Raw genomic sequence first — 23,464 nt, 5'->3', positions numbered from 1 at the left:
CCTACCCGCCGTGCGACGGCTCGGGCACCGGGCTCCGCGTCGGCGCGCCCGGCGGCGCCTCCGCGCACTCCGACGGTGCCGGGACGGGGCTCGCCGAGGGCATGGGCCTCCCCGGCCGCGCGGTCGGCACGGGCGCGGACGCCGCCTTCCCCGGCGGCACCGACGGCACCGGCGTCGGGGCCTCGGACGGCGTCGCCGGCGGGGCGGGGGCGGGCGTCTCGCGCGGGGGCGTCACCATCGGCACCGGCGAGGGAGTTCGCGCGGGCACCGGTTCCGACGGGCACGGCGTGACCGGGACGGGCGACGGCGTGGCGGCGGCGGGCGGCGGCGACGCGTGGATCGTCGCCTCGTTGGCGGCGGGCGCCGCGGCCGGGGACGGGCCCGGCCCGGTGGCGAGCCAGGCGCCCGCGGCGACGGCCCCGGTCGCGCCGAGCCCGGCCAGGGCGAGCAGCGGCCCGCGGCGGATGCGACCCTTGTCGATCATGTTGCTCCTCGGGGGAGATGTCCGTACACCCCCGAATAACCCCCGCCCGGCGCCGCCGGGTTGTCACGCCGCCGCGTTTTCTTTCCGGCGCCGGGCGTCCGCCGCGCGTCAGGCGGGGCCGGCCGCCGCCAGCGCCGCCGGGATGAGCCCGGCGAGTTCGCGGAACGCCCGGCCGCGGTGGCTGATCGCGTCCTTCTCGGCCGGGGCCAGCTCGGCGGTGGTGCGGGTCTCGCCGTCCGGGACGAAGATCGGGTCGTAGCCGAAGCCGCCGGTGCCGCGCGGCGCGCGGGCCACGGTGCCGCGCATCCGGCCCTCGACGGCGTGCTCGGCGCCGCCCGGCACGACCAGCACGGCCGCGCACACGAAGGCGCCGCCGCGCCGGTCGTCGGCGACGTCGGCGAGCTGGTCGAGCAGCAGCTGGAGGTTGGCGGTGTCGCGGTCGCCGGTGGCCGCGCCGAACCGGCCCGACCAGCGGGCCGACAGCACGCCCGGCATGCCGTTCAGCGCGTCCACGGACAGGCCGGAGTCGTCGGCGACGGCGGGCAGGCCGGTGAACGCGGCGATCGCGCGGGCCTTCAGGAACGCGTTGCCCTCGAACGTCAGCTCGGTCTCGGCGACGTCGGGCGCGCCCGGGAACTCGTCCAGGCCGACGACGTCGAGATCGCCGAGGATGCGGTGCAGCTCGGCGACCTTGCCGCGGTTGTGGGTGGCGAGGACGATCCGGCTCATCGGCCGAGCGCCTCCTTCTGGAGGCGGGTGAGGTCGGCGCAGCCGCCGGCGGCGAGGTCGAGCAGCGCGTCCAGCTCGGCGCGGTCGAAGGGGGCGCCCTCGGCGGTCCCCTGCACCTCGACGAACCGGCCGTCGCCGGTGCAGACGACGTTCATGTCGGTGCCGGCGGCGGAGTCCTCCTCGTAGCAGAGGTCGAGGCGGGCCTCGCCGTCCACGACGCCGACGCTCACCGCCGCCACCGAGGTGATCAGCGGGTCGCCCTTCAGCAGCCTGCGCTCGCGCATCCAGCCCACCGCGTCGGCGAGCGCCACGTAGGCGCCGGTGATCGCGGCGGTGCGGGTGCCGCCGTCGGCCTGCAGGACGTCGCAGTCGAGCTGGACGGTGTTCTCGCCGAGCGCCTTCAGGTCCAGGCAGGCGCGGATCGAGCGGCCGATCAGCCGGGAGATCTCGTGGGTGCGCCCGCCGATCCGGCCCTTGACCGACTCGCGGTCGTTGCGGGTGTTGGTGGCGCGCGGCAGCATCGCGTACTCGGCGGTGACCCAGCCGAGGCCGCTGTCGCGCCGCCAGCGGGGGACCGACTCCTGCACGGACGCGGCGCACAGCACCCGCGTCCGGCCGAACTCGAGGAGCACCGAGCCCTCCGCGTGGTCGAGCCATCCGCGCTGGATGCGGACGGGGCGGAGCTGGTCTGAAGCGCGATCATCGGGGCGGGCCATGGCTCCAACCCTAGCGGCCCGGCGCCGGGGGCCCCGCACACCGGCGGCGGGCGCGGTCACAGGTCGTAGACGGCGCCGACCTCGGCGAGTTCGATCGGGCCCTGGAAGCCGCTGGCCTTCGCCTCGGCGAGCGTCTCGGACGGGTCGTTCCACGGCAGCAGGTGGGTGAGGACGAGCCGGCCGACCCCGGCGCGCTCGGCGTGCTCGCCCGCCTCGCGGCCCGTCAGGTGCATGTCCGGCGGCAGTTCGGGGCGGTCGGCGAACGCCGCCTCGCACAGGAACAGGTCGGAGCCCTCCGCCAGCCGCACCAGGGCGTCGCTGTGCCCGGTGTCGCCGGAGTAGGTGAGGACGCCGCCGCCGTGCTCGATCCGCAGCGCGTACGCCTCCACCGGGTGGTTCACCAGCGCGGTGGTCACCGTGAACGGGCCGATGGCCGCCGGCCCCGGCTCCAGGGTCCGGAAGTCGAAGGTGTCGGTCATCTCCGGGTTCGGATCGAGCTCGTACGCCTTGATCATGTGCTCGGCGGTGCCGTGCGGGCCGTAGACGGGGATGCGCGGGGCGGGCCCGCCGGGGCAGTACGTCCGCGCGATCCAGTAGACCGTGAGGTCGAGGCAGTGGTCGGGATGCAGGTGCGAGATGCAGATGGCGTCGATGTCCAGCACGTCGTGGAACCGCTGGAGGCTGCCGATCGCCCCGTTGCCGATGTCGAGGAGCAGGGAGAACCCGTCCGCCTCGACCAGGTAGCTGGACGCGGGACTGTCCGGCCCAGGGAAACTGCCGGAGCAGCCGATCACAGTGACCCGCACGCTCACTCCTCCTCTTAGAGTCCCCGAGGAATCAGGTGGCCAGAGCCTTGGTCGACGCCGTCCCCGCCGGCCCGTCCGGCGCCGTCCCGTCCCCCGCCCCGCCGGGCGTCCCGTCCGGCGCCGCCCCGGCCGGTGTGGTCTCCACCGAGCCGATCTCCGGGCCGAGGAAGCGGCGGCCGAGCTCGGCGAACACGGCGGGGTCCCCGGTGGCACGGAACCGGTGCCGCGGCCGGGGCGAGTCCTCGGCGCGGGCCAGCCCCCGATCGTGCAGCACTCGGTACACGTCCTTGGCGGTCTCGTCGGCGCTTGACACCAGTGTGACCCCGTCCCCGACGACATACGAGATGACGCCCGTCAAAAGGGGGTAGTGCGTGCAGCCGAGGATGAGCGTGTCGCAGCCCGCGTCCACGATCGGCCGCAGGTAGCCGCGGGCGGCCTCCAGCAGCTCGCCGCCCATCGTCACGCCCGCCTCCACGAACTCGACGAAGCGCGGGCAGGCGGCGCTGACCAGCTCGATGTGCGGCGCGGCGGCGAACGCGTCGTCGTAGGCGCGGCTGGTCACGGTCGCCTGCGTGGCGATCAGCCCGACCCGGCCGTTGGACGTGGCGCGCGCGGCCCGCCGGGTGGCGGGGTTGATGACCTCGACGACCGGCACGTCGTAGCGTTCCCGGGCGTCCCGGAGCATGGCCGAGCTGGCGCTGTTGCAGGCGATCACCAGCATCTTCACGCCCTCGTCGACCAGCCGGTCCAGCATCTCCAGGGCGAAGGCGCGGACCTCGGCGATGGGCCGCGGCCCGTACGGCTGGCGGGCCGAGTCGCCCAGGTAGACGATCGGCTCGTTGGGCAGCTGGTCGAGGATGGCCCGTGCCACCGTCAGCCCACCGAAACCGCTGTCGAAGATCCCGATGGGAGCGTCTGGGAGGCGGTCCCCCCGGGATGGATCTGACATGGTGCACAAGGCTAAGCGACACGGCCCCGCGCGGGTGCGTCATGCGTCGGACATCACACCGTAACGCGCCGGAAAACCGTCCAGGTCAGAGGTCGCGCGCGCGATCCGGACGTCCGCGCCGACGAAACGCCGGGCTTTCTCCGCGCGCGGCGCCGCCGGCGGCGGCCGCGGTCAGGAGCGGGTGCGGGGCACGCGGGCGATCTGCCGGCTCTGCGCGACGAGCCGGCCGGCGCCGTCCCACACCTCGACCTCCTCGTCGAACCAGCCGTCGGCGAGGAGCCGGCCGGTGCCGTGCACGGCGAGCCAGCCGGGCTCGGGGACGGCCCGCATGTGCCAGGTCAGCTCGACGGTCGGCGCCCAGCCCTGCGCGCCGAGGTTCAGCGCGACGGGCGGCAGCGCGTCCACGGCGAGGGCGAGGGAGAACGCGTCGGTCGGGTAGCCGTCGCGGTGCCGGAACCAGGCGCGGATCTCCGGGTTCCCGCTCGGCTGCCCGTCGAGCCACCCCATCGTCCGGCGGTCGAAGCGCATGTCGACCCGGTCGGCGAAGCCGTCGCCCGTGGGCGGCCGGAAGTCGGTGCACTCCTCCACCGGCGGGACGGGCGCGGGCGCCGCGCCGGCGTAGACGGGCTCGGCGGCGGCGTCGAGGGTGCCGGTGGTGATCAGCGCGTCCACGATGGGGCGGTCGTCCTGGACGAGCGTGACCAGCGCCGACGCGGCCGTCCTGCCCTGCTTGCGGGTGTCGACGATGATCTGCGCCGGGCCCGGCTTGGCGACCCGGTGGAAGTTGGTCGCGGTCGAGACGGGGTGCGCGTGCGGGGAGGCGTCCACGGCGGCGCGGGCGAGCACGGCCATCAGGTAGCCGCCGTTGAGGGCCTCGGCGAACCCGTAGTCCCCGTCCAGGACGGCCTCGTACCGGCCGTCGCCGACCCGCGCGACGGCCGTCGCCTCGCCGAACCCGCTCATCCGCACACTCCCGCGTCGCCCGGACCGCGGGCGTCCCGCCGGCCCAGTTCTAGAATCACGTTCGAAAACGAACTCTACCGTGCCGGACGGGATGCCACACGGACCAGGTCAGGCCCAGAGCCGGGCCAGGCCGGGCGCGGAGCCGGCCCTGGTCAGGCCCAGAGCTGGCCTTCGAGGCGGGCCTCGGCCTCCTCCAGCGTGCCGCCGTAGGCGCCGGTGGACAGGTACTTCCAGCCCCCGTCCGCGACGACGAACGCGATGTCGGCCCGCTCACCGGCCTTCACCGCCTTCTTCGCCATGCCGATCGCCGCGTGCAGCGCGCCGCCGGTCGAGATGCCCGCGAAGATGCCCTCCTGCTCCAGCAGCTCGCGGGTGCGGCGCAGCGCGTCCCCCGAGGTGACGGAGAAGCGGGTGGTCAGCACCGAGTCGTCGTACAGCTCGGGGATGAAGCCCTCGTCGATGTTGCGCAGCCCGTACACGAGGTCGCCGTACCGGGGCTCCGCCGCGACGATCTTCACGTCCGGCACCCGCTCGCGCAGGAACCGGCCGACGCCCATCAGCGTGCCCGTCGTGCCGAGCCCCGCGACGAAGTGCGTGACCGTCGGCAGGTCCTCCAGGATCTCGGGACCGGTCGTCTCGTAGTGCGCGAGCGCGTTGGCCTCGTTCCCGTACTGGTAGAGCATCACCCAGTCGGGGTTCTCGGCCGCCAGCCCCTTCGCGACGCGGACGGCCTCGTTCGAGCCGCCCGCCGCCGGCGAGGAGATGATCTCCGCGCCCCACATCTCCAGCAGCTGCCGCCGCTCCGCCGAGGTGTTCTCCGGCATCACGCACACCATCCGGTAGCCGCGCAGCTTCGCGACCATGGCGAGGGAGATGCCGGTGTTGCCGGACGTCGGCTCCAGGATCGTGCAGCCGGGGGTCAGCAGCCCGTCCTTCTCCGCCTTCTCGATCATGTAGAAGGCGGGACGGTCCTTCACCGAGCCGGTGGGGTTGCGGTCCTCCAGCTTGGCCCAGATCCGGACGTCCTCGCTCGGCGACAGCCGCGGCAGGCCGACCAGCGGCGTGCGGCCGAGCGAGTCCAGTAGCGAGTCGAAGCGCATGTGCCGCCCGTCCAGCCCGGCTCAGCCGCCGGCCACGGCGGGCAGGATGGTGACGTTGTCGCCGTCGGCGACCTGCGTCTCCAGCCCGCCGAGGAAGCGCACGTCCTCGTCGTTCAGGTAGACGTTGACGAACTTGCGCAGGCCCTTGTCGTCCACCAGCCGGTCGCGCAGGCCGGCGTGCCGGCTGTCCAGGTCGCTGAACAGCTCGTCCAGCGTCGCGCCCTTGCCCTCCACGGCCTTCGCGCCGTCGGTCAGGTTGCGCAGGATCGTCGGGATCCGGACCTCGATCGCCATCGCGGTGATCTCCTTCTACGTCGTACGGGGCTCCCCGCCCTCTCGCGTCTCAACCGGGCGGGCAGCGGGATGATTCCAGGCGTGATCAGCGCGTCAGCGACAGTCGTAGACGACCTCGGCGCGCGAGTGCCCGAACAGGAAGCTCTGCACGGGTGGCACGGCGGCGGAACCGGCGGAACCGGCACGGCGCCGCGCGCCGCCGTCCGTCTCGTGCCCGCTCGTCCACATGTCGACCAGTTTACCGGCCGCGACCATCCCGATCCGCTCCGGCTCAGCCCGCGTAGGCGTCGACGATGGAGACCTCTTCTTCGGTCACTTCCCCGTTCACGATCCGGAACGACCGGAACTCGGTGTCGTCGTCGGCGCGGGTCGACACGAGCACGTAGTGGGCGTTCGGCTCGGACGCGTAGGAGATGTCCGTGCGGGACGGGTACGCCTCCGTCGAGGTGTGCGAGTGGTAGATCACCACCGGCTCCTCGTCGCGGTCGTCCATCTCCCGCCACACCTTCAGCTGCTCCTGGGAGTCGAACCGGTAGAACGTCGGCGACCGCTCGGCGTTCTCCATCGCGATGTACCGGACCGGACGGTCCGAGCCGGCCGGCCCGGCGATGACGCCGCACGCCTCGTCCGGGTGGTCGGCGCGCGCGTGCGCGATGATCTTCTCCACGAGGGCGCGCTCGATCGTCAGCATGGCCCCGAGCCTATGGCAACGGCCCGCCGGCTCACGGCGAGGGCTCCCGGGCTCACGGCGACGGCTCCCACAGCACGCGGACGAGGCTCTCCTGGAGCATGGTCAGCCAGTCGTAGACGGCGAACAGGGAGGCGCGCGGGTCGCGCGGATCCATCTGGTTCGCCTCCTCGTACCACTCCTCGGTGACGTCGAGCCGGGTGCCGAGCGCCAGCCGGATGTCGTTCAGCGCCCGCAGCCAGCACTGCGCCTGCTCCTCGTTCAGGACGGCGTCGGTGCCCTCCTCGCCGAGCGCCGACAGCACCGCCCCGGCCGCCTCGCGCTTGCCGTCCCGCAGCCCCATCTCGGTGTAGCGGCGGAACTCCCCCGCGGCCTCGCCGTCGTCGCGGTAGGCGTCGGGGAACAGCCGCGCCAGGACGGGGTCGTCCGGCTTGGTGGCGCCCTCGGCGATGCCCATCGCGGCCAGCTCGTCGTCACCGCCGGGGGCGTCGCCGATCAGCGCCAGCAGCTGCTCCATCAGGGCGCGCAGCAGCGCCGTCTCCTCGGCCTCCAGCCGTATCTCGACGGCGTCCCCGGACCTGCTCACATCGGTCATCGGCTCAGTCGTCCCGTTTCACGGTCGCCCACAGCCCGTAGGAGTGCAGGATCTCCACGTCCCGCTCCATCTCCTCGCGGGTGCCGTTCGCCACGACCGCGCGGCCCTTGTGGTGCACGTCGAGCATCAGCTTCTCGGCCTTCGTCTTCGGGTAGCCGAACACGGTCTGGAACACGTAGGTGACGTACGACATCAGATTGATCGGGTCGTTCCAGACGATCGCCAGCCAGGGCCGGTCTGCGCTCACGTCCTCCTCGGCGTCCGGCCGCTCCAGCTCGACCGGTGCGGGCGCCGTGCTCATGGCGCTCATCTGCCCGGTTCGCCCCCTCTCTCTCCGTGACTCCTCGCGCGCTGTCCGTCCGCCCACCGCACCCGATGCTATGCGCCGGTCCCCCCGCCGGGTGCGCGAGCCCGCACATCCATGGTGCCCGCAGTCGGGCTTAGGGTTCCACTTGTGGACCTTGGTGACGGCACCGCCCTGCTGACCGACCAGTACGAGCTGACCATGCTGCAGGCCGCGCTCCGCAGCGGGACCGCGGACCGCCGCGCGGTCTTCGAGGTGTTCGCGCGGAGCCTGCCCGCCGGCCGCCGGTACGGGGTCGTCGCGGGGACCGGGCGGCTGCTGGACGCGATCGAGGCGTTCCGGTTCGACGCCGCCGAACTGGACTTCCTCACGTCCAACGGCATCGTGGACGAGACCACCGCGCAATGGCTGGAGAAGTACCGCTTCAGCGGGAACGTCTGGGGTTATGCCGAGGGCGACTGCTACTTCCCCGAATCGCCGGTCCTGGTGGTCGAGGGGACGTTCGGCGAGGCGGTCCTGCTCGAAACGATCGCGCTGTCGATCCTGAACCACGACTGCGCGATCGCGTCCGCCGCGTCCCGGATGGTGCAGGCCGCGCAGGGCCGCCCGATCATCGAGATGGGGTCGCGCCGCACCCACGAGCGCGCCGCCGTGGCCGCCGCCCGCGCCGCCTACATCGCCGGGTTCACCACCACGTCCAACCTGGAGGCGGGCCGGCTGTACGGGGTGCCGACGGCCGGGACGAGCGCGCACTCGTTCACCCTCCTGCACGACAGCGAGCGGCACGCGTTCGAGGCGCAGCTCGCCTCGCTCGGCGACGGCACGACGCTGCTGGTCGACACCTACGACGTGGAGCGGGCCGTCCGGACGGCGGTCGAGCTGGCCGGGCCGTCGCTCGGCGCCGTCCGCATCGACAGCGGCGACCTCGGCGTCATGGCGCGGCGCGTCCGCGACCAGCTCGACTCGCTCGGCGCGCACGGCACCCGCGTCGTGGTGACCGGCGACCTCGACGAGTACGGCATCGCCGCCCTGGCCGCCGCCCCCGTGGACGGGTACGGGGTCGGGACGTCCCTCGTCACCGGCTCCGGCGCGCCGACCGCGTCCCTGGTCTACAAGCTCGTCGCGCGCTCCGATAGCCCCGCCGACGACGCGCCCATGCGCCCGGTCGCCAAGCGCTCGACGGGCAAGCCGAGCCGGGGCGGGCGCAAGTCCGCCGTCCGCCGCGTCGACGGGCACGGCGTCGCGTTCGCCGAGTCGGTCTCCACCGGCGAGCCGACCCACGGGCCGCGCGACCGGCCGCTGCACGTCCCGCTCGTCCGGGACGGCGAGATCGTCGGACGCGAGTCGCTCCAGCAGGCCCGGGACCGCCACACCCGCGCCGTCGCCGAGCTGCCCGCGACCGCGCTCCAGCTCTCCAAGGGCGAGCCCGCCGTCCCCACCGAGTTCGTCCACGGGGGCCCGTGACGGTGCGCCGGCGCCCGCCTGGGGTACGGTCGATTCGGGGCAACCGGTAACAGGGAGCGGTCATGGGCAAGAAGGCTCTGATCATCGTGGACGTGCAGAACGACTTCTGCGAGGGCGGGTCGCTGGCCGTGGCCGGCGGCGCGGACGTCGCCACCGCCATCTCCGCGCACGTGGCCGGGCACCGGTCCGAGTACGCGCACATCGTGGCGACCCGCGACTTCCATCTCGACCCCGGCGACCACTTCTCCGCCGAACCCGACTTCGTCGACTCCTGGCCGCCGCACTGCGTGATCGGCACCCCCGGCGCCGACTTCCACCCCAACCTGGCGCTCGCCCCCATCGAGGCCGTGTTCAGCAAGGGCCGCGAGACCGCCGCCTACAGCGGCTTCGAGGGCGTCTCCGACGACGACACGCCGCTCGCCGACTGGCTCGCCGCCCGCGGCGTCGACACCGTGGACGTCGCCGGCATCGCCACCGACCACTGCGTCCGCGCCACCGCCGTCGACGCCGCCCGCGCGGGCCTGCGCACCACGGTGCTGCTCGGCCTCACCGCCGGGGTCGGCAAGACGACCGTCGACCGCGCCCTCGACGAGCTGCGCGCCGAGGGCGTCGCCCTGACCGGAGACCCGGTGGTGACCGCCTGACCATGAGCACTCCACCCCCCAGTGTGATCGTGATCGCCGGCGTCTCCGGCAGCGGCAAGACCACCATCGGAACCCTCCTCGCGGAGCGCCTCGGCTGGGACTACGCCGAGGCCGACTCCTTCCACTCCGAGGCCAACATCGCCAAGATGCGCGAGGGCCACCCCCTGACGGACGCCGACCGCGCCCCCTGGCTGCGCACCATCGCCGCCTGGATCACCGACCGCCTCGACAGCGGCCGCCCCGGCGTCGTCACGTGCTCCGCCCTGAAGCGCAAGTACCGCGACCTCCTCACCGCCGGGAACCCGGCGGTGGCGATGGTCCTGCTCGACGGCGACCGCGACCTCATCGCCGCCCGCATGAAGGCGCGCAAGGGCCACTTCTTCAAGGAGACCCTCCTCGACACCCAGTTCGCCGACCTCGAACTCCCCACCCCCGACGAGGACGTCTTCACCGCCCCCATCACGGGCACCCCGGCAGAAACAGTCGACCAGATCGTCAAGGCACTGAACCTGGACGCCGCCCCCCGCTGACCCGTTCCGGGGGGCGGGCGCCGCCTCAGTCGCGCACGTAGTAGTGCCCGAGGACGCCGTCGTAGCGTCCGGTGGGCCGGCAGCAGCGCCGGAAAGCGCCGCCCGGACCCGCAGGGGCAAGGGTCGTCGCCGCCCAGCTTCTCGATCAGCTCGGTGTCGGCGCCGACCGTCCGGTCGCCGCGCTTGACCTTGGTCTCGCTAGAGGGAACCCCCTGCGGCGCTTGCTGGTCCGCTCAAAAGGACGCCTCGGTGTCGCGGTCGCGGTACATGGCGATCTCCTTCACTCGGGATCGGACGCGCCCGACGATAGGTCTGGCCGTCCCGGCGGAGCCAGCGAATTTTCCCGAGAAGCCCGCGCAGCACATATAGTCTCATGTGAGATTATCTTAGGTGATCAGATTGGGGGGACGCCGTGGGGAGCGTCATGTGGCTTGTCGCGCGCCGTTCGCTGGCGGAGGGGCGGTTGCGGCTGGCCGCGACCCTGCTGGCGGCGCTGGGGTCGATCGCGCTCATCGCGGGCTCGCTGCAGTTCGCGCTGCGGGCGCAGGAAGCAGTGGCGGGCAGCGACGCGAGCGAGTACTTCCGCGCCGACGTGCTCGTGCAGGGCGGGACGGCGGACCCCGGCGACCCGGACGCGCCGCCGGACGGCCGGGTCCGGCTGGACCGGGTCGCGTCCCGGCCCGGCGTGGCGGCCGCCGCCGGGGACGCGTCGGTGGCGGTCACGGCCACCGGTTCCGACGGGCGCGCGATCACGGCGGCGGCCGAGGGCCGGACGCTGCTGCGCCCCTGGGTGTCCGATCCGGGGCTGGCCCCCTACCGGCTGGAGGAGGGGCGCGCACCCGTCGCCGATGGCGAGGTGGCGGTCGTCCAGTACATGCCCCGCGCCGGGCGGGCCGGCGTCGGCGACGCCCTGACGCTGACGCTGCCCCACGAGACGCGCCGGGTGAAGGTCACCGGGGTCGTCACCGTGCAGGGCCGGGACGCGGTGGCCGCCGGGAACCTCGTGCTGGCTCCGCCCGAGACCGTGCGGCGCGCCGCGATGCTGCCGGCGGGCACGTGGCAGAGCGTCTGGCTGAAGGCCGCCCCGGGCGTGACCCCCGAGCGGCTGCGCGGCGAGCTGGCCCGGGACCTCGGCGGCGGCGCCACCGTGCGCACCGCTTCTTCCGTCCGGGACGCGCAGGCCGCCGCCGCGGCGGGTGAGGGCGCCTCGGTCGCCGGAGTCATCGGCGGTCTCTCCCTGGTGGCGGTCTTCGTCGGCCTGTTCACCGTGGCCAACACGTTCGGCACGCTGGTGCGGCAGCGGACCCGGCGGCTGGCGCTGCTCGGCGCGATCGGCGCCACGCCCCGGCAGCTCGGCCTGCTGGTCCGGCTGGAGGCGCTGGCATTGGGCGCGATCGCGGCGGTGGGCGGCGTGGCGGCGGGCTTCCCGCTGGCCGCGCTGATCACCCGGCTGTTCGCCCGGGACGGCTTCGACGTCTCCGCCGCCGGTCCCCGGTTCGGCTGGGTCGCGCTGGGCGTCCCGGCCGCCGCCGGCCTCCTCGTCACCCAGCTGGCCGCCTGGCGGGCCGCGCGCCGCGCCGCCGGAGTCTCCCCCGTGCAAGCGCTGCGCAGCACCGTCGCCGAGACCCCCGAACGGCGCTGGCCTCGGCTGCTCGCCGCGCTCGCGCTCTTCGCCGGCGCGGGCTTCTGGTGGGCGGTGGCGACCGCGATCCGCGTCAGCGATCCGCCCGGCCAGGACCGCACGTTCGGCGTCGCCCTGATGGTCCTGTTCGGCTCGATGCTGGCCATGACCGCCTTGACCGTCCTCACCCCGTTCTTCGTCGCGCCGCTGGGCGGGCTGGTCGGACGCGTCGGACGGCTGGTCGGCGGCGAGACCGGACGGCTCGCGCACGCCACCATCACCCGCAGCCCCCGCCGGGTCTCCTCCGCCGCGTCGTCGCTGATGCTGGGCGTCGCGCTGGTCGCCTCGGTGGCACTGGTCACGCAGTCGGTCAACGACCGGTTCGCGGAGGCGGGACGCCAGGTCATGGCGGCCGAGCACGCCGTCACCGCCACCGCCAGGACCGCCGAGGGCGCGCCCGCACCGCTCGCCCGCAATGTGGCCGACCTGGTGGCGGACGCACCGGGAGTGACCCGCGCGACCGCCCTCACCCAGACCGAGGTCGGGCTCGTGTCGCCGCCGTCCCCCGACGACGACCCCGAACCGTTCCGGCTCCTGGTCAGCGGCGCCGAGCAGGCCGGGCTGCGCGACCTGCTGCGGCTGGGCGGCGACCCGCCCGCGCTGCGTCCCGGAGAGATCGCGCTGTCGTCCACCGTCATGAAGGAGCGGGGGCTGCGGCTCGGCCAGCAGATCACCGTGCGGGCCGCCCACGGCCGGGTCGCGCTCACGGTCGCGGACGCCTACCACGACCCCTCCCACCTGTTCGCCGAACAGGCGCTCGTGGCTCCGGCGACGATGGACGGCCTCGACGCCAACGCGGCGACTCAGGCCGTCCTGGTGCGGGGCGGCTCGTCCGAGGCCCTGGCGCGGGCCGTGGCGGAAGTGCCCGGCGTCCGGGTCCTCGACCGGGACGCGTACGTGGACGCGGCGTCGTCCTCCCTCACCCGGCCGCTGCGGGCGACCTACACCTTCATCGGCATGGCCCTGCTGCTGGCGCTGTTCGGGATGGCGACCACGGTCTCGATGGGCGTCGCGGAACGCACCCGCGAGTTCGGGCTGCTCGGCGCCGTGGGCGCCACGGTCCGGCAGATCCGCGCGATCGTCCGCTGGGAGGCGGCCACCGTGGTCGCCCTCGGCACGATCCTCGGCCTCGCGATCGCCATGGGCACGCTGACGCTGCTGCACGTGACCACCGGCAGCTCCTTCCTGCGCCCGGACCCGCCGTGGTGGCTGGTCCCGATCGTGGCGGCGGGCGCGGCGGCGGCGACGCTCGCGACTTCGGCGCTGCCCGCACGGCGGGCCGCCTCGGTCCCCGTCCTGGAAGCCGCCAAGGCCGAGTGACCCGGCCGCGCGGAGCCGCTATTCCATCAAACCGGATTGATGTATCGTCGGAGACATGGCGTCGACGAGCCAAGCCACCCCGGCGTTCCTGCGCCTGGCCGCGCATCCGCTGCGCTGGCGGCTGCTGACCGAACTCGCGGTCGGCGACCTGCGCGTCCGCGAACTCACCGCGCTGGTGCAGGCGCCGCAGAACCTGGTCTCCTACCATCTGCGGCTGCTGCGCAAGGGCGGCCTGGTCACCGCCGCCCGCAGCAGCTTCGACGGCCGCGACAGCTACTACCGGCTCGACCTCGACCGCTGCGCCGACGCCCTCGCCGACACCGGGGCCGCCCTGCACCCGGCACTGCGCCGCACCACCGAGCCAACGGAGGCCGAGCAGCACCTGCCCCAGGTGGACGTGCTGTTCGTCTGCACCGGCAACAGCGCCCGCTCACCGATCGCCGAGGCGCTCCTGCGCCACCACACCGCCGGACGCGTGACCGTGACCAGCGCCGGAAGCCGCCCGAAGCCGAGCCTCGACCCGCGGGCGGTGGACGTCCTGCGCGACCGGTACGGCATCGACATCTCCGATCAGCGGCCCCGCGACCTGGAGAGCCTGCGCGACCGACGGTTCGACTACGCCATCACGCTCTGCGACCGGGCCCGCGAGGTCTGCCCCGAGTTCGGCGACCGGTCCCGGCGGATCCACTGGAGCATCCCCGATCCGTCCACGGCCGGCCCGTCCGCAACCGGTCAGGGCGGCGCGTCCGACCCGTTCGAGCGCGCGGCGGCCGACATCGACGCCCGCGTCCGCCAACTGATCCCCATCCTCGCCCAGCCACCCGTCCTCACCCGGCCAACGGAGGCCCGCCCATGAGCACGCCCGACCAGTACGCCAGCGTCCGCTACCTCGTCGACGACGTCCAGGCCGCCGTCGACTTCTACACCGCCCGCCTCGACTTCACCCTCGACCTCGACGCCGTCCCGGCCTTCGCCGACGTCCGGCGCGGGCCGCTGCGGCTGCTGCTGTCCGGCCCCGCCAGCTCCGGCGCCCGCGCCACCCCCGCCGATGCCGCCGCCCCGGGCCGCAACCGCATCCACCTCACCGTCGACGACCTGGACAAGGAGATCGCGCGGCTGCGCGACGCCGGCCTCGCGTTCCGCGGCGACGTGGTCAGCGGCCCCGGCGGCCGGCAGATCCTGCTCACCGACCCGGCCGGCAACCTGATCGAGCTCTTCCAGCCCGCGCAGGCCGCCCGGGGGTGACCGCGCCGTCCCCGCCGGGAGAATGCGGGGATGGACGGTCAGGACGAGCCGGCGGGCGCGGCGGCGCAGTGGGAGTACCGCGTCAGCGTCGTGAAGCTGAACCCGGTCGGCGGCGTGCACGCGCACGCCTTGCAGGAGACGCTCGACAAGGCCGGACGGGCGGGCTGGCAGTGCGCCGGCGTCATCGGGCCCGACCGGCAAGGGGTGTTCAGGCTGATCTTCCAGCGGCCGCGCCGCGCCGGGAGCGGCTGAGCAGGCGGGCGCCGGGCGTCAGTGGCGGCGCTTGGCCGCCCAGTCGCGGATCTTGGCGATGCGGTCGCGGATCTCGGCGGCGCTGGCCTGCGGGACGGGCGGGCCGCCGCAGGCCCGGCGCAGCTCGTTGTGGATGACGCCCTGCGGCTGGCCGGTGCGATGGTTCCAGGCGTTGACGAGGCCGTTCAGCTCGCGGCGGAGGGCCGCGATGTCCTCGGCGGCGGTGCGGTCGGCGCGCGGGTCGCCGGTCTTGCGGCGCCGCTCGCCGGCGAGCTGCTCGGCCTGCCGCTTGCGCAGCAGCGCCGACACCTGGTCGGGCTCCAGCAGGCCGGGGATGCCGAGGTACTCCTCCTCCTCGGCGGAGCCGGGCTGGGCGTGCATCCCGAACTCGCCGCCGTCGTAGAGGACACGGTCGAACGTCGCGGACGCCTCGACCGTCTCGAACGGCAACTCCTCGCCGACGTCGGGACTGTCCTGCTGGCGGTTGGCCTCGGCGATCAGGTCGTCGTCGAGGCCGTCCTCGCGGACGGGCCGGTCGAGGACGTGGTCGCGCTCCTCCTCCATCTCGGAGGCGTGGCCCATCAGCGTCGGCACCGACGGCAGGAACACCGACGCCGTCTCGCCGCGCTTGCGGGCGCGGACGAAGCGCCCGATCGCCTGCGCGAAGAACAGCGGCGTGCTCGTCGACGTCGCGTAGACCCCGACGCACAGGCGCGGGATGTCGACGCCCTCGGACACCATCCGGACCGCGACCATCCAGCGGTCCTCGGTGCCGGCGAACTTCTTGATCTTCTTGGACGCGGTCGGGTCGTCCGACAGCACGATCGTGGCGCTCTGCCCGGTGACCGCCTTCAGCATCCCGGCGTAGGCGCGCGCGGTCTCGTGGTCGGTGGCGATCACCAGCCCGCCCGCGTCGGGGATGACGCGGCGCAGCTCGGTGAGCCGCCGGTCGGCGGCGGCCAGCACCTGCTTGATCCAGTCGCCCTTCGGGTCGAGCGCCGCGCGCCACGCCTGGGCCATCTGGTCCTGGGTGAGGGGCTCGCCGAGGGTCGCGGTGATCTCGTCGCCGGCGCGGGTGCGCCAGCGCATCTCCCCCGCGTACGCCAGGAAGATCACCGGGCGGACGACGCCGTCGGCGAGGGCGGGGCCGTAGCCGTAGGTGTAGTCGGCCTGGCTGCGCCGGATGCCGTCCGGCCCCTCCTCGTACTGGACGAACGGGATCGGGTTGATGTCGGTGCGGAACGGCGTGCCGGACAGCGCCAGCCGCCGCGTCGCGGGCTCGAACGCCTCCCGCACCGCGTCGCCCCAGGACAGGCCGTCGCCCGCGTGGTGCACCTCGTCGAAGATGACGAGGTACTTGCGCGACTCGGTGCGGTTGCGGTGCAGCGCGGGCCGGGCCGCGACCGTGGCGTAGGTGACGGCGACGCCGTCGAAGTCCTTGCCGATGGGGCCGTCGCTGTTCTGCCACTCCGGGTCGATCTTGATGCCGACGCGGGCCGCGGACTCCGCCCACTGCCGCTTGAGGTGCTCGGTCGGGCACACCACCGTGATCGACTGCACGATCCGGCGCTCCATCAGCTCGCGGGCGAGCCGGAGCGCGAACGTCGTCTTCCCGGCGCCGGGCGTCGCGACGGTGAGGAAGTCGCGCGGGCCGGGCTGGGAGCCGTCCGTGCCGAAGTAGGCCTCCAGCGCCTGCTGCTGCCAGGCGCGCAGGGACGACGCCGTCCCCCAGGCGGCCCGTTCGGGGAACGCGGGGGGCATGCTCGATGCGGCGAAGGTGCTCACGGTCTCTGAAGGCTACCGAGGACCACCGACAGATCGTGCCGCGCCCGCCGCACGTGTGCCGAGATCCACACGATGGCGGCCCTGCCGCCCGGCCCGGTACGCCGCCCACGCGGCCCGGATACGGCGGCCCTGACCTGCGGTGAAGGCGCGCATGCAGGCGTCCTGGGCGTAGTCCATGAAATTGTGGACCGGATCCTGGCCGCGTTGCGGACACGTGTCGCGGTAGTAGGGGCAGCCGTTCGCCGGCTCCGCCTCGTACGGGGTGTCGGCCACCCCGTCGCCCGGTGGGACGCAGCCGCCCTCGAAGGTGTGCAGCAGGCCGAGCCAGTGCCCGATCTCGTGGACGGCCGTGTACCCGCGGTCGAAGCCCCGGTACGACCCGCCGGGAATGCTGCGGTAGTCGATGACGACGCCGTCCATGCGCGGGGCGCGCCGGTACCACTGCGGGAACGTGGAGAAGCCGAGGACGTCCGACCCGACGGCCGCCGTGTAGACGTTGAGGGTGCCGCGCCCGCCCTTGTGCAGGCGCGTCTTCATCGAGCGCTCGTACCGGTCGGGCTCCTGGAACCAGGCGGCGCTGTCCACCAGGTCGTAGCCGGCCAGGCGGAACCGCACCCCCGTGTCGGCGCCGCCCGTCTTCCCGCCGTACGCGGCGTTCAGCGTGGCGACCTGCCGCTGGACCGCGCTCTTCGAGAGCCGCCCGTACGGCCCGCTGTGGACGACGTGGAACCGCACCGGGACGACGATCCCCTTCGCCATGCGCCGGGACGCGTCGAGGCGCCGCTCGTCGGACGTCCCGAACCGGTCGAGGAGCGCCTGCCGGAGGTCGGTGAGCATGGCCACCGCCTGGTCGCGGCCGAGGGCGGCCCGGTCGCCGGGCCGCGCGTTCCGGGCGTTCGAGGGATGGACGCACCCGTCACCACCGTGCGCAGCCCCGCCATGGCCATGCGCCGAACCGCCATGGCCGTGCACCGCACCGTCGCCGTGGGCGGCGGCCGGTGCGGCCCGCACCCGTCCCCGCTCACCCACCGCACCCGGAACGGCACACACCGTAATCGACAGTGCGCATAGCGAAACCCCGGCCATCCGCCGCATTCATCCCCCGTAGGTCGAAACCCGTATGTCACATGCGTCGGGCCCCGCGGCATCCCCCGCCGCGGGACCCGGAAAGCGCGCAGCCCGGCATGGGCGGTGCGCCGCCGCCGCGTCTCAGCGGCGGGTCACTCGCCCTTGCCGCCCTTGCCGCCCTCGCCGCCCGGCTGCATCGATTCGTAGATCTCCTTGCACTCCGGGCAGACGGGGTACTTCTTCGGATCCCGGTTCGGCACCCAGACCTTGCCGCACAGCGCGATCACCGGCGTGCCGGTCACGGCGCTCTCGGTGATCTTCTGCTTCTTCACGTAGTGGGCGAACCGCTCGTGGTCGCCGTCACCGTGCGAGAGGTCCGGCCGGACGTCCTGCTGGGTGTCGCTCTCGGGAAGGATCTTCGTACTCACGTCGTTCACCTTAGTTCAGTGTGGGGTCGTCGGGAAAAGTGGAGACGAACGCGAGATCGCCGCCCTGCCTGCGGAGAACGTCCTGCCAGAGCCGCTCGGGACGGTCCGCGAACACGTCCCCCGCCTCCGCCGGCACCAGGTACCAGGAGCCCTCCTCGACCTCCCCGCGCAGCTGCCCCGCCGACCACCCCGCGTAGCCGGCGAACACCCGCAGCTGCAGCAGCTCCGCCGCCAGCAGCCCGGGCGGGGCCTCCAGATCGACCACCCCGACCCGCGCGACCTCGGCGCCGCCGTCGAGCGCCCGCCAGCCGAGCGGCTCGTCCTCACCGGGAAGGCGGGCGAGGGCGAGCGGATGCTCCAGCGCGACGGGACCGCCCTGGAACACCACGGCGGGGCCGGTGGCGAGCCCGGCCCACGGCGGGAGGACGCGGTCCAGGGGAACCTCGGTCGGCCGGTTGAGGACAACGCCGAGCGTACCTCCGCCGATGTCGTGCTCGACCAGCAGGACGACGCTCCGCCTGAAGTTCGGATCCTCCAGCTGAGGCGTCGCCACCAGCAGGAGCCCCACCCTGATGCCGTCTTCCATGGGTTCCATCATGCGTTGCCCGGACCTCCGGCGGCACGCCTCCCCGCTCGTTAGCCTGTTACGCATTCCTATCGATGGGGATATCGGCACCACAAGGTCCTGGGTTAAGAATGATCTAGGATCATCGGCCATCCGCTTGGTGCGCGCCGGGAGGACAGCGACATGCAGTTGCCCAGGGTCATCATCGCGGCAGTGTTCGCCGTCCTCGGAGCGCTGATCACGATCCAGGCGGTGTTCAAGTCGGACGGCTCCGCGTCGCCCGCGGCGTCCAGCGCGTCCGCGAGCCCCAGCCCGTCCGCCTCCTCGCCGGCCTCGCCGAAGCCCAGCACGTCCGGGACGGCGAAGGCGCCCGCCCGGCCGGTGACCGCCGACATCGGCGCGGTCTCCTGCCCGGCGCGGACCGTGCACGTCAAGGTCCGCAACTCCGGGACGCGGACCGAGGACTTCTCCGTCGAGCGCGACGACGGCGGCGCCGCGGTCCCCGGCCAGATCCCGCCCGGCAACACCCGGACGATCTCCGTGAAGCTGCGCGAGGACCGCCGCACCGACCTCACCGTCACCTGGGCCAACAAGCGCATCGAGACCAGGGCGGTGCGGGCGAACTGCACGAAGGCGGGCGGCGCGCCGACCGAGACGCCGCCGAGCAACCTGCCGCACACCGGCCCCGACACCGTGCTGTGGGCGCGGGCCGCGACCGGCGTCGGCATCATCCTCACCGGCGCGATCATCTTCTGGTACGGCGGCATCTGGCCCCGCCGCCGCGAGCGGATCTTCGCCGGCAAGAAGGACGTCTGACCCGGCGGGCACGCCGCCGGGTCCCGGCCCCCGGCCGCTACGCCTCGGTGCGGGGACGGCCGCCCGCCGCCTCCCGGACGGCGCCCGCGACGCGGGTGGCCACGTCCGGGTGGAAGACGCTCGGCACGATGTAGTTCGGGCCGATCTCCTCCGGCGTGACGACCTCGGCGAGCGCCGCGGCCGCGGCGGCCAGCATGTCGAGCGTGACACCGTCGGCCTGGGCGTCCAGCAGGCCGCGGAAGACGCCGGGGAACGCCAGCACGTTGTTGATCTGGTTCGGGTAGTCGCTGCGGCCGGTCGCGACGACGGCGGCGTGCTCGCGCGCCTCGTCCGGGGACACCTCGGGCTCGGGGTTGGCGAGCGCGAACACGATCGCGCCGTCGTTCATCGTCGCGATGTCGTCGCCGGTCAGGATGCCGGGCGCGGAGACGCCGATGAACACGTCGGCGTCCTTGACGGCGCCGCGCAGGTCGCCCGCGTAGCCGGCCGCGTTGGTGTGCTCGGCGATCCAGCGGAGCGAGTCGTCCAGGTCGTCGCGGCCCTTGTGGACGGCGCCGCGGTAGTCGCACACGATGAGGTCGCGGGCCCCCGCGTGCATCAGCAGCTTCAGGATCGCGGTGCCGGCGGCGCCCGCGCCCGCCATCGTGATGCGCACCGAGCCGATCTCCTTGCCGACGACGCGCAGCGCGTTCGTCAGCGCGGCCAGCACGCAGATCGCCGTGCCGTGCTGGTCGTCGTGGAAGACGGGGATGTCGAGCAGCTCGCGCAGCCGGGCCTCGACCTCGAAGCAGCGCGGGGCGGAGATGTCCTCCAGGTTGATGCCGCCGAACGCGGGCGCGAGGATCTGGACGGTCCGGACGATCTCGTCGGTGTCCTGCGTGTCGAGGCAGATCGGCCACGCGTCGATCCCGGCGAACCGCTTGAACAGCGCCGCCTTGCCCTCCATGACCGGCAGCGCGGCCTCCGGGCCGATGTTGCCGAGGCCGAGCACCGCCGACCCGTCGGTGACGACGGCGACGCTGTTGCGCTTTATGGTCAGCCGGCGGACGTCCTCGGGGTTGCGGGCGATGGCGAGGGACACCCGCGCGACGCCCGGCGTGTAGGCCATCGACAGCTCGTCGCGGTTGCGCAGCGGCACCTTCGACTGCATCTCTATCTTGCCGCCGAGGTGCATCAGGAAGGTCCGGTCGCTGACCTTGTGGATCTTGACGGACTCGATGCCCTCCAGCGCCCCGGCGATCGCCTCGGCGTGCTGGGTGTCGCGGGTGGCGATCGTCACGTCGATGCGCAGCGTCTCGTGGCCGGCGGTGTTGACGTCGAGGGCCGTGACGATGCCGCCGGCGTTCTCGACCACGTGGGTGATCTGGCTGACGGCCCGGCCGCCGGCCGGGACCTCCAGCCGGACGGTGATGGAGTACGACACGCTCGGCACGCTCGCCACGACGACTGCTCCCTAGCTGCTCTGGGTTGTTCTCGTCCCGCGCGCGCCGCCCGATCGCCCGGGACGGCATGCCCGAGGGGGCGCGGATCGGCGGGGGCGGCCCGTGGGAGTGGTGCACGCGGGCCGTCCGGGCACGGTCGACGCATCGAGCATACGCGCAACATCACGGCGGGGTGTCCCGATCGCCCCGGCTCGTTCCCCTCCCGACCAGCGCCGATCGGCACCGGCGGCGCATGACGACCAGAACGGGCGGCCCACCAGAGCACGCCTCGTGACGCAGCGCTTCAGGACCCGTACAGGGCGCTTAGAACGCGCCTTAGAACAGGGCCGACTGCAGACCGCGGCGGGCCTTGCCGATGCGCGGGTCCTCCGGGGGGAGCAGGTCGAACAGCGACAGCAGGTGCTTGCGCACCGCGTCGCGGTCGTCGCCCGCGCTGCCGCGCACCGCGGCGATCAGCCGGTCGAACGCCGCGTCGATGCGCCCGGTCATCATCTCCACGTCGGACGCGCTGATCTGCGCCTGGACGTCGCCGGGCTTCTCCGCGGCCTCCTGGAGGACGCGGTCGGCGTCCAGCGAGCCGACCCGCAGGCTCAGCTCGACCAGGGCGAGGCCCTGCTTGGCCTGGCCGTCCCTGGGGTCGTCGGCGAGGATCCGCTCGAACGCGGCCTTGGCGGTGGGCAGGTCGCCGCGCTGCAGGGCGTCCTCGGCCTCGGCGTACACCGGGTCGCCGGCCGGGGCCTCGCCCGCGTCGGCGCCGGGCTGCTGCTCGCCCTCGGGGGCGTCCGGCAGGATGCCCTCCTTGCGCAGCGCGTCGAAGAGCTGGTCGATGGCCTGGCGCACCTGCGGCTCGGGCGCGGCGCCGTTCAGGAACGGCAGCAGCTGCCCGGCGACGACGGCCGCGACGAACGGGATGCCGCGCACGCCCATCTGCTGCATGTAGGCGGCGAGCTGCGGGTTGGCGTCGATGTCGACCTTCGCGAGCACCCACGCGCCGGCCGCCTCGGCGGCGAGCTTCTCCAGGATCGGCCCGAGCTGCTTGCAGGGGCCGCACCATTCGGCCCAGAAGTCGACGAGGACGGGCACGGACTGCGACCGCTCCACGACCTCGGTGTTGAACGTCTGGTCGGTGACGTCCACGACGTACTGCCCGGCGGCCCCGCCCGGGTCCGCCGGCGCGCCGCCGCCCTGGGCGCGGCGTTCCTGCTGCTTCCTTGCGGCCGCCTGGCGCGCCCCCAGGTCGATGGCCCCGTGCAACGAAAAGTCCCGAGAAGGCATGGGTCCATCCTGCCCCATGAGCGCACCCGGCTGTGCGCCCGTACGCCCTGAGCGGAGCGGGCCGCCTCCCCGCGGCACCGGCCCGGACGCCCCGCTCGGCGCGCCCGACGGGGTAAATCGGCAATTGTCCACCTTTCTGGAATTCGCCACTTCAGCGCGGTAGGCAAAGAATCCAGGCGTGCTGCCGTAAAGGCAAAAAGATTGCTGACAGCCATCACCAAGCCCGGTTATAGTCACGATGTCGATGCATCGCGGCTCGGCAAAAGCGGCCGGACCCGCCGGACGGCGGAGCCGGTCTCGGCGGGCACCGCGTGGCGGGTTGGGGGACCCGTGGCCACCGGAGCGCCCGTGCCGGCGCCGCGACCGCATGGCGAGCTACGGGGGGAAACACTTGTGATCGCGGAGCATTCCGTGATCGTGGCCCGAGGAATGGGTGTCCGCCGCGGGGGGCGGTGGCTCCTGCGCCCGGTGACCTTCGGCGTGTCCGAAGGCGTGGTCGGCCTGGCCGGTCCACCTGGTGCCGGTAAATCCACTCTGCTGGCCACGTTCGCGACGTTGCGCAGGCCGAATGCCGGCCTGCTGCGCATTCTGGGACAGGACATATCGAACGCCGCCGGACTGCGGGCCGCGCGGGCCGGGATCGGCTACCTGCCGACCCGGTTCTCCCGCGCCGAGAACATGACGGCCGGCGAGTTCGTCGCCTACGCGGCGTATTACAAGCGCACGAGCGCGTCCGCCGCGCGCTCCATGCTGAAGCGGCTCGACCTCGCCGACGCCGCCGGGACGGAGCTGGCGCTGCTGCCGCCGGACGTCCGGCTGCGCGCCGGGCTCGCCGCCGCGTGCGTGCACGAGCCCCCGCTCGTGCTGCTGGACGACCCGTTCGGCGCGCTGTGCGCCGCCGCCGAGCCGTGGCCCACCGGCGCCGACGGCCCCGGCCGGTCCGTGCTGACCGCCGCGATGGCCGAGCTGATCCCGGTGCTGCGCTCGCTGGCCCCGGCGGTGGTGGTCACCGCCGACGCCACCGACACGCTGACCGGCTGGTGCGACCGCCTCTTCACGCTGGCCCGCGGCCGGCTGACCGAGCAGCCCACGCACTCGGCCGGCGCGCGGCGCGGCCGAACCGCCGCCGACCGGCGGGCGGGCGGCCCGGCCGACCCGCGGGACGCCGCCGAACCCCGGGACGCGGGCGCCCCCGGGCGGCAGGGCGCCGACCGGCCGCCGCGCCCCGCGGTGGGCGCGATGAGCCGGCGCCGCGACACCCGGCCCGCCCCGCGCGGCGCGCGCCCGGGCCCGCCGACGCGCCGGCCCGGCCGGCCGCCGC

Annotated in this window: 27 protein-coding genes; 9 read left to right on the top strand and 18 right to left on the bottom strand. The window is 73.9% G+C overall.

The annotated features are described in order from the left end of the window. Position 1 precedes the first annotated feature (1 nt). From AB0K34_RS34370 to clpS, 12 genes are all read right to left on the bottom strand, one after another. A complete protein-coding gene (locus tag AB0K34_RS34370; protein ID WP_364553103.1) occupies positions 2–484 on the bottom strand; it encodes a hypothetical protein in 483 nt (160 codons plus the stop codon). A gap of 108 nt (positions 485–592) precedes the next feature. Continuing rightward, positions 593–1,213 carry an RdgB/HAM1 family non-canonical purine NTP pyrophosphatase gene (gene rdgB / locus AB0K34_RS34365; RefSeq protein WP_364553102.1) on the bottom strand — a complete coding sequence of 207 codons (621 nt, stop codon included), beginning with the start codon at positions 1,211–1,213 and terminating at the stop codon, positions 593–595. After that, positions 1,210–1,929, bottom strand: a complete 720-nt coding sequence (gene rph, locus AB0K34_RS34360; protein WP_364553100.1) for a ribonuclease PH — start codon at positions 1,927–1,929, stop codon at positions 1,210–1,212. Before rph ends, rdgB begins: the two co-directional genes overlap by 4 nt. Before the next feature lie 56 nt (positions 1,930–1,985). Continuing rightward, a complete protein-coding gene (locus AB0K34_RS34355; RefSeq protein WP_301177356.1) occupies positions 1,986–2,735 on the bottom strand; it encodes an MBL fold metallo-hydrolase in 750 nt (249 codons plus the stop codon). A gap of 31 nt (positions 2,736–2,766) precedes the next feature. Further along, positions 2,767–3,684, bottom strand: coding sequence for a glutamate racemase (gene murI, locus AB0K34_RS34350; protein WP_364553098.1), 918 nt, complete (start codon positions 3,682–3,684; stop codon positions 2,767–2,769). A gap of 171 nt (positions 3,685–3,855) precedes the next feature. Beyond that, positions 3,856–4,647: a thioesterase family protein gene (locus AB0K34_RS34345; protein WP_138640072.1), complete on the bottom strand. Its 792-nt coding sequence runs from the start codon at positions 4,645–4,647 to the stop codon at positions 3,856–3,858. A gap of 152 nt (positions 4,648–4,799) precedes the next feature. Further along, positions 4,800–5,747 (bottom strand): cysteine synthase, encoded by a 948-nt coding sequence (locus AB0K34_RS34340; RefSeq protein ID WP_089326635.1) that lies wholly within the window; start codon positions 5,745–5,747, stop codon positions 4,800–4,802. A 21-nt stretch (positions 5,748–5,768) separates the two neighbouring features. Next, positions 5,769–6,041: a MoaD/ThiS family protein gene (locus AB0K34_RS34335; protein WP_089326636.1), complete on the bottom strand. Its 273-nt coding sequence runs from the start codon at positions 6,039–6,041 to the stop codon at positions 5,769–5,771. A gap of 93 nt (positions 6,042–6,134) precedes the next feature. Beyond that, positions 6,135–6,269, bottom strand: a complete 135-nt coding sequence (locus AB0K34_RS34330; RefSeq protein ID WP_364553096.1) for a hypothetical protein — start codon at positions 6,267–6,269, stop codon at positions 6,135–6,137. A gap of 43 nt (positions 6,270–6,312) precedes the next feature. Further along, positions 6,313–6,732 (bottom strand): M67 family metallopeptidase, encoded by a 420-nt coding sequence (locus AB0K34_RS34325; protein WP_364553095.1) that lies wholly within the window; start codon positions 6,730–6,732, stop codon positions 6,313–6,315. Positions 6,733–6,784: 52 nt separating this feature from the next. Beyond that, positions 6,785–7,324 carry a DUF2017 domain-containing protein gene (locus tag AB0K34_RS34320; RefSeq protein ID WP_138640074.1) on the bottom strand — a complete coding sequence of 180 codons (540 nt, stop codon included), beginning with the start codon at positions 7,322–7,324 and terminating at the stop codon, positions 6,785–6,787. Between the two features lie 4 nt (positions 7,325–7,328). Continuing rightward, on the bottom strand, positions 7,329–7,625 hold the full coding sequence (gene clpS / locus AB0K34_RS34315) for an ATP-dependent Clp protease adapter ClpS (protein ID WP_089326695.1): 297 nt from the start codon (positions 7,623–7,625) through the stop codon (positions 7,329–7,331). Positions 7,626–7,745: 120 nt separating this feature from the next. Between clpS and AB0K34_RS34310 the strand changes: the two genes are divergently transcribed. From AB0K34_RS34310 to AB0K34_RS34280, 7 genes are all read left to right on the top strand, one after another. Further along, the gene (locus AB0K34_RS34310) at positions 7,746–9,092 is read left to right on the top strand and encodes a nicotinate phosphoribosyltransferase (RefSeq protein ID WP_364553093.1); all 1,347 of its coding nucleotides are present in this window, start codon (positions 7,746–7,748) and stop codon (positions 9,090–9,092) included. A 62-nt stretch (positions 9,093–9,154) separates the two neighbouring features. Continuing rightward, positions 9,155–9,736, top strand: a complete 582-nt coding sequence (locus AB0K34_RS34305; RefSeq protein WP_138640076.1) for an isochorismatase family protein — start codon at positions 9,155–9,157, stop codon at positions 9,734–9,736. Between the two features lie 2 nt (positions 9,737–9,738). Then, entirely contained in the window at positions 9,739–10,266 is a 528-nt protein-coding gene (locus tag AB0K34_RS34300) for a gluconokinase (RefSeq protein WP_138640077.1), read from the top strand. A gap of 424 nt (positions 10,267–10,690) precedes the next feature. Beyond that, positions 10,691–13,267 (top strand): FtsX-like permease family protein, encoded by a 2,577-nt coding sequence (locus tag AB0K34_RS34295; RefSeq protein ID WP_364553092.1) that lies wholly within the window; start codon positions 10,691–10,693, stop codon positions 13,265–13,267. Positions 13,268–13,322: 55 nt separating this feature from the next. Continuing rightward, entirely contained in the window at positions 13,323–14,123 is an 801-nt protein-coding gene (locus tag AB0K34_RS34290; RefSeq protein ID WP_301177350.1) for an ArsR family transcriptional regulator, read from the top strand. Continuing rightward, positions 14,120–14,512, top strand: a complete 393-nt coding sequence (locus AB0K34_RS34285) for a VOC family protein (RefSeq protein ID WP_364553091.1) — start codon at positions 14,120–14,122, stop codon at positions 14,510–14,512. The genes AB0K34_RS34290 and AB0K34_RS34285 overlap by 4 nt, the downstream gene beginning before the upstream one ends. Before the next feature lie 30 nt (positions 14,513–14,542). Next, positions 14,543–14,764: a hypothetical protein gene (locus AB0K34_RS34280; protein WP_138640048.1), complete on the top strand. Its 222-nt coding sequence runs from the start codon at positions 14,543–14,545 to the stop codon at positions 14,762–14,764. An 18-nt stretch (positions 14,765–14,782) separates the two neighbouring features. On the opposite strand, the gene AB0K34_RS34275 is transcribed toward AB0K34_RS34280, so the two are convergent. The 4 genes from AB0K34_RS34275 to AB0K34_RS34260 form a co-directional block, all read right to left on the bottom strand. Next, on the bottom strand, positions 14,783–16,525 hold the full coding sequence (locus AB0K34_RS34275; protein WP_138640049.1) for a DEAD/DEAH box helicase: 1,743 nt from the start codon (positions 16,523–16,525) through the stop codon (positions 14,783–14,785). Between the two features lie 36 nt (positions 16,526–16,561). Next, positions 16,562–17,386: a zinc metalloprotease gene (locus tag AB0K34_RS34270; protein ID WP_301177347.1), complete on the bottom strand. Its 825-nt coding sequence runs from the start codon at positions 17,384–17,386 to the stop codon at positions 16,562–16,564. A gap of 383 nt (positions 17,387–17,769) precedes the next feature. Then, on the bottom strand, positions 17,770–18,045 hold the full coding sequence (locus tag AB0K34_RS34265) for a DUF3039 domain-containing protein (protein WP_171069310.1): 276 nt from the start codon (positions 18,043–18,045) through the stop codon (positions 17,770–17,772). A 10-nt stretch (positions 18,046–18,055) separates the two neighbouring features. Continuing rightward, positions 18,056–18,631, bottom strand: a complete 576-nt coding sequence (locus tag AB0K34_RS34260; RefSeq protein ID WP_138640045.1) for a YqgE/AlgH family protein — start codon at positions 18,629–18,631, stop codon at positions 18,056–18,058. 162 nt (positions 18,632–18,793) lie between these two features. On the opposite strand from AB0K34_RS34260, the gene AB0K34_RS34255 reads away from it, so the two are divergent. Further along, positions 18,794–19,426, top strand: a complete 633-nt coding sequence (locus AB0K34_RS34255) for a hypothetical protein (RefSeq protein WP_301177346.1) — start codon at positions 18,794–18,796, stop codon at positions 19,424–19,426. A 37-nt stretch (positions 19,427–19,463) separates the two neighbouring features. Here AB0K34_RS34255 and AB0K34_RS34250 read toward each other — a convergent pair whose 3' ends face one another. Then, the gene (locus AB0K34_RS34250; protein WP_138640043.1) at positions 19,464–20,867 is read right to left on the bottom strand and encodes an NAD-dependent malic enzyme; all 1,404 of its coding nucleotides are present in this window, start codon (positions 20,865–20,867) and stop codon (positions 19,464–19,466) included. A gap of 316 nt (positions 20,868–21,183) precedes the next feature. Next, entirely contained in the window at positions 21,184–22,122 is a 939-nt protein-coding gene (locus tag AB0K34_RS34245; RefSeq protein WP_138640042.1) for a tetratricopeptide repeat protein, read from the bottom strand. A 450-nt stretch (positions 22,123–22,572) separates the two neighbouring features. On the opposite strand from AB0K34_RS34245, the gene AB0K34_RS34240 reads away from it, so the two are divergent. Beyond that, positions 22,573–23,464, top strand: an 892-nt coding sequence (locus AB0K34_RS34240) for an ATP-binding cassette domain-containing protein (protein ID WP_364553090.1), incomplete at its 3' end; no start/stop codon positions are given.

It is taken from the genome of Actinomadura sp. NPDC049382 (genome assembly GCF_040677125.1).
Lineage (GTDB): Bacteria > Actinomycetota > Actinomycetes > Streptosporangiales > Streptosporangiaceae > Spirillospora > Spirillospora geliboluensis.
The sequence above is the reverse complement of the archived record's forward strand: the minus strand, read 5'-3'. Positions and strand labels throughout refer to the sequence as shown.

Coding starts and splice junctions, on each gene's coding strand:
- rph (WP_364553100.1), bottom strand. CDS start 1,929: ATGGCCCGCCCCGATGATCGCGCTTCAGACCAGCTCCGCCCCGTCCGC.
- AB0K34_RS34320 (WP_138640074.1), bottom strand. CDS start 7,324: ATGACCGATGTGAGCAGGTCCGGGGACGCCGTCGAGATACGGCTGGAG.
- AB0K34_RS34325 (WP_364553095.1), bottom strand. CDS start 6,732: ATGCTGACGATCGAGCGCGCCCTCGTGGAGAAGATCATCGCGCACGCG.
- rdgB (WP_364553102.1), bottom strand. CDS start 1,213: ATGAGCCGGATCGTCCTCGCCACCCACAACCGCGGCAAGGTCGCCGAG.
- AB0K34_RS34275 (WP_138640049.1), bottom strand. CDS start 16,525: ATGCCCCCCGCGTTCCCCGAACGGGCCGCCTGGGGGACGGCGTCGTCC.
- clpS (WP_089326695.1), bottom strand. CDS start 7,625: ATGAGCACGGCGCCCGCACCGGTCGAGCTGGAGCGGCCGGACGCCGAG.
- AB0K34_RS34305 (WP_138640076.1), top strand. CDS start 9,155: ATGGGCAAGAAGGCTCTGATCATCGTGGACGTGCAGAACGACTTCTGC.
- AB0K34_RS34280 (WP_138640048.1), top strand. CDS start 14,543: ATGGACGGTCAGGACGAGCCGGCGGGCGCGGCGGCGCAGTGGGAGTAC.
- AB0K34_RS34285 (WP_364553091.1), top strand. CDS start 14,120: ATGAGCACGCCCGACCAGTACGCCAGCGTCCGCTACCTCGTCGACGAC.
- AB0K34_RS34335 (WP_089326636.1), bottom strand. CDS start 6,041: ATGGCGATCGAGGTCCGGATCCCGACGATCCTGCGCAACCTGACCGAC.
- AB0K34_RS34270 (WP_301177347.1), bottom strand. CDS start 17,386: ATGCTCACCGACCTCCGGCAGGCGCTCCTCGACCGGTTCGGGACGTCC.
- AB0K34_RS34370 (WP_364553103.1), bottom strand. CDS start 484: ATGATCGACAAGGGTCGCATCCGCCGCGGGCCGCTGCTCGCCCTGGCC.
- AB0K34_RS34345 (WP_138640072.1), bottom strand. CDS start 4,647: ATGAGCGGGTTCGGCGAGGCGACGGCCGTCGCGCGGGTCGGCGACGGC.
- AB0K34_RS34330 (WP_364553096.1), bottom strand. CDS start 6,269: ATGTGGACGAGCGGGCACGAGACGGACGGCGGCGCGCGGCGCCGTGCC.
- AB0K34_RS34300 (WP_138640077.1), top strand. CDS start 9,739: ATGAGCACTCCACCCCCCAGTGTGATCGTGATCGCCGGCGTCTCCGGC.
- AB0K34_RS34255 (WP_301177346.1), top strand. CDS start 18,794: ATGCAGTTGCCCAGGGTCATCATCGCGGCAGTGTTCGCCGTCCTCGGA.
- AB0K34_RS34295 (WP_364553092.1), top strand. CDS start 10,691: ATGTGGCTTGTCGCGCGCCGTTCGCTGGCGGAGGGGCGGTTGCGGCTG.
- murI (WP_364553098.1), bottom strand. CDS start 3,684: ATGTCAGATCCATCCCGGGGGGACCGCCTCCCAGACGCTCCCATCGGG.
- AB0K34_RS34340 (WP_089326635.1), bottom strand. CDS start 5,747: ATGCGCTTCGACTCGCTACTGGACTCGCTCGGCCGCACGCCGCTGGTC.
- AB0K34_RS34310 (WP_364553093.1), top strand. CDS start 7,746: ATGGTGCCCGCAGTCGGGCTTAGGGTTCCACTTGTGGACCTTGGTGAC.
- AB0K34_RS34260 (WP_138640045.1), bottom strand. CDS start 18,631: ATGGAAGACGGCATCAGGGTGGGGCTCCTGCTGGTGGCGACGCCTCAG.
- AB0K34_RS34290 (WP_301177350.1), top strand. CDS start 13,323: ATGGCGTCGACGAGCCAAGCCACCCCGGCGTTCCTGCGCCTGGCCGCG.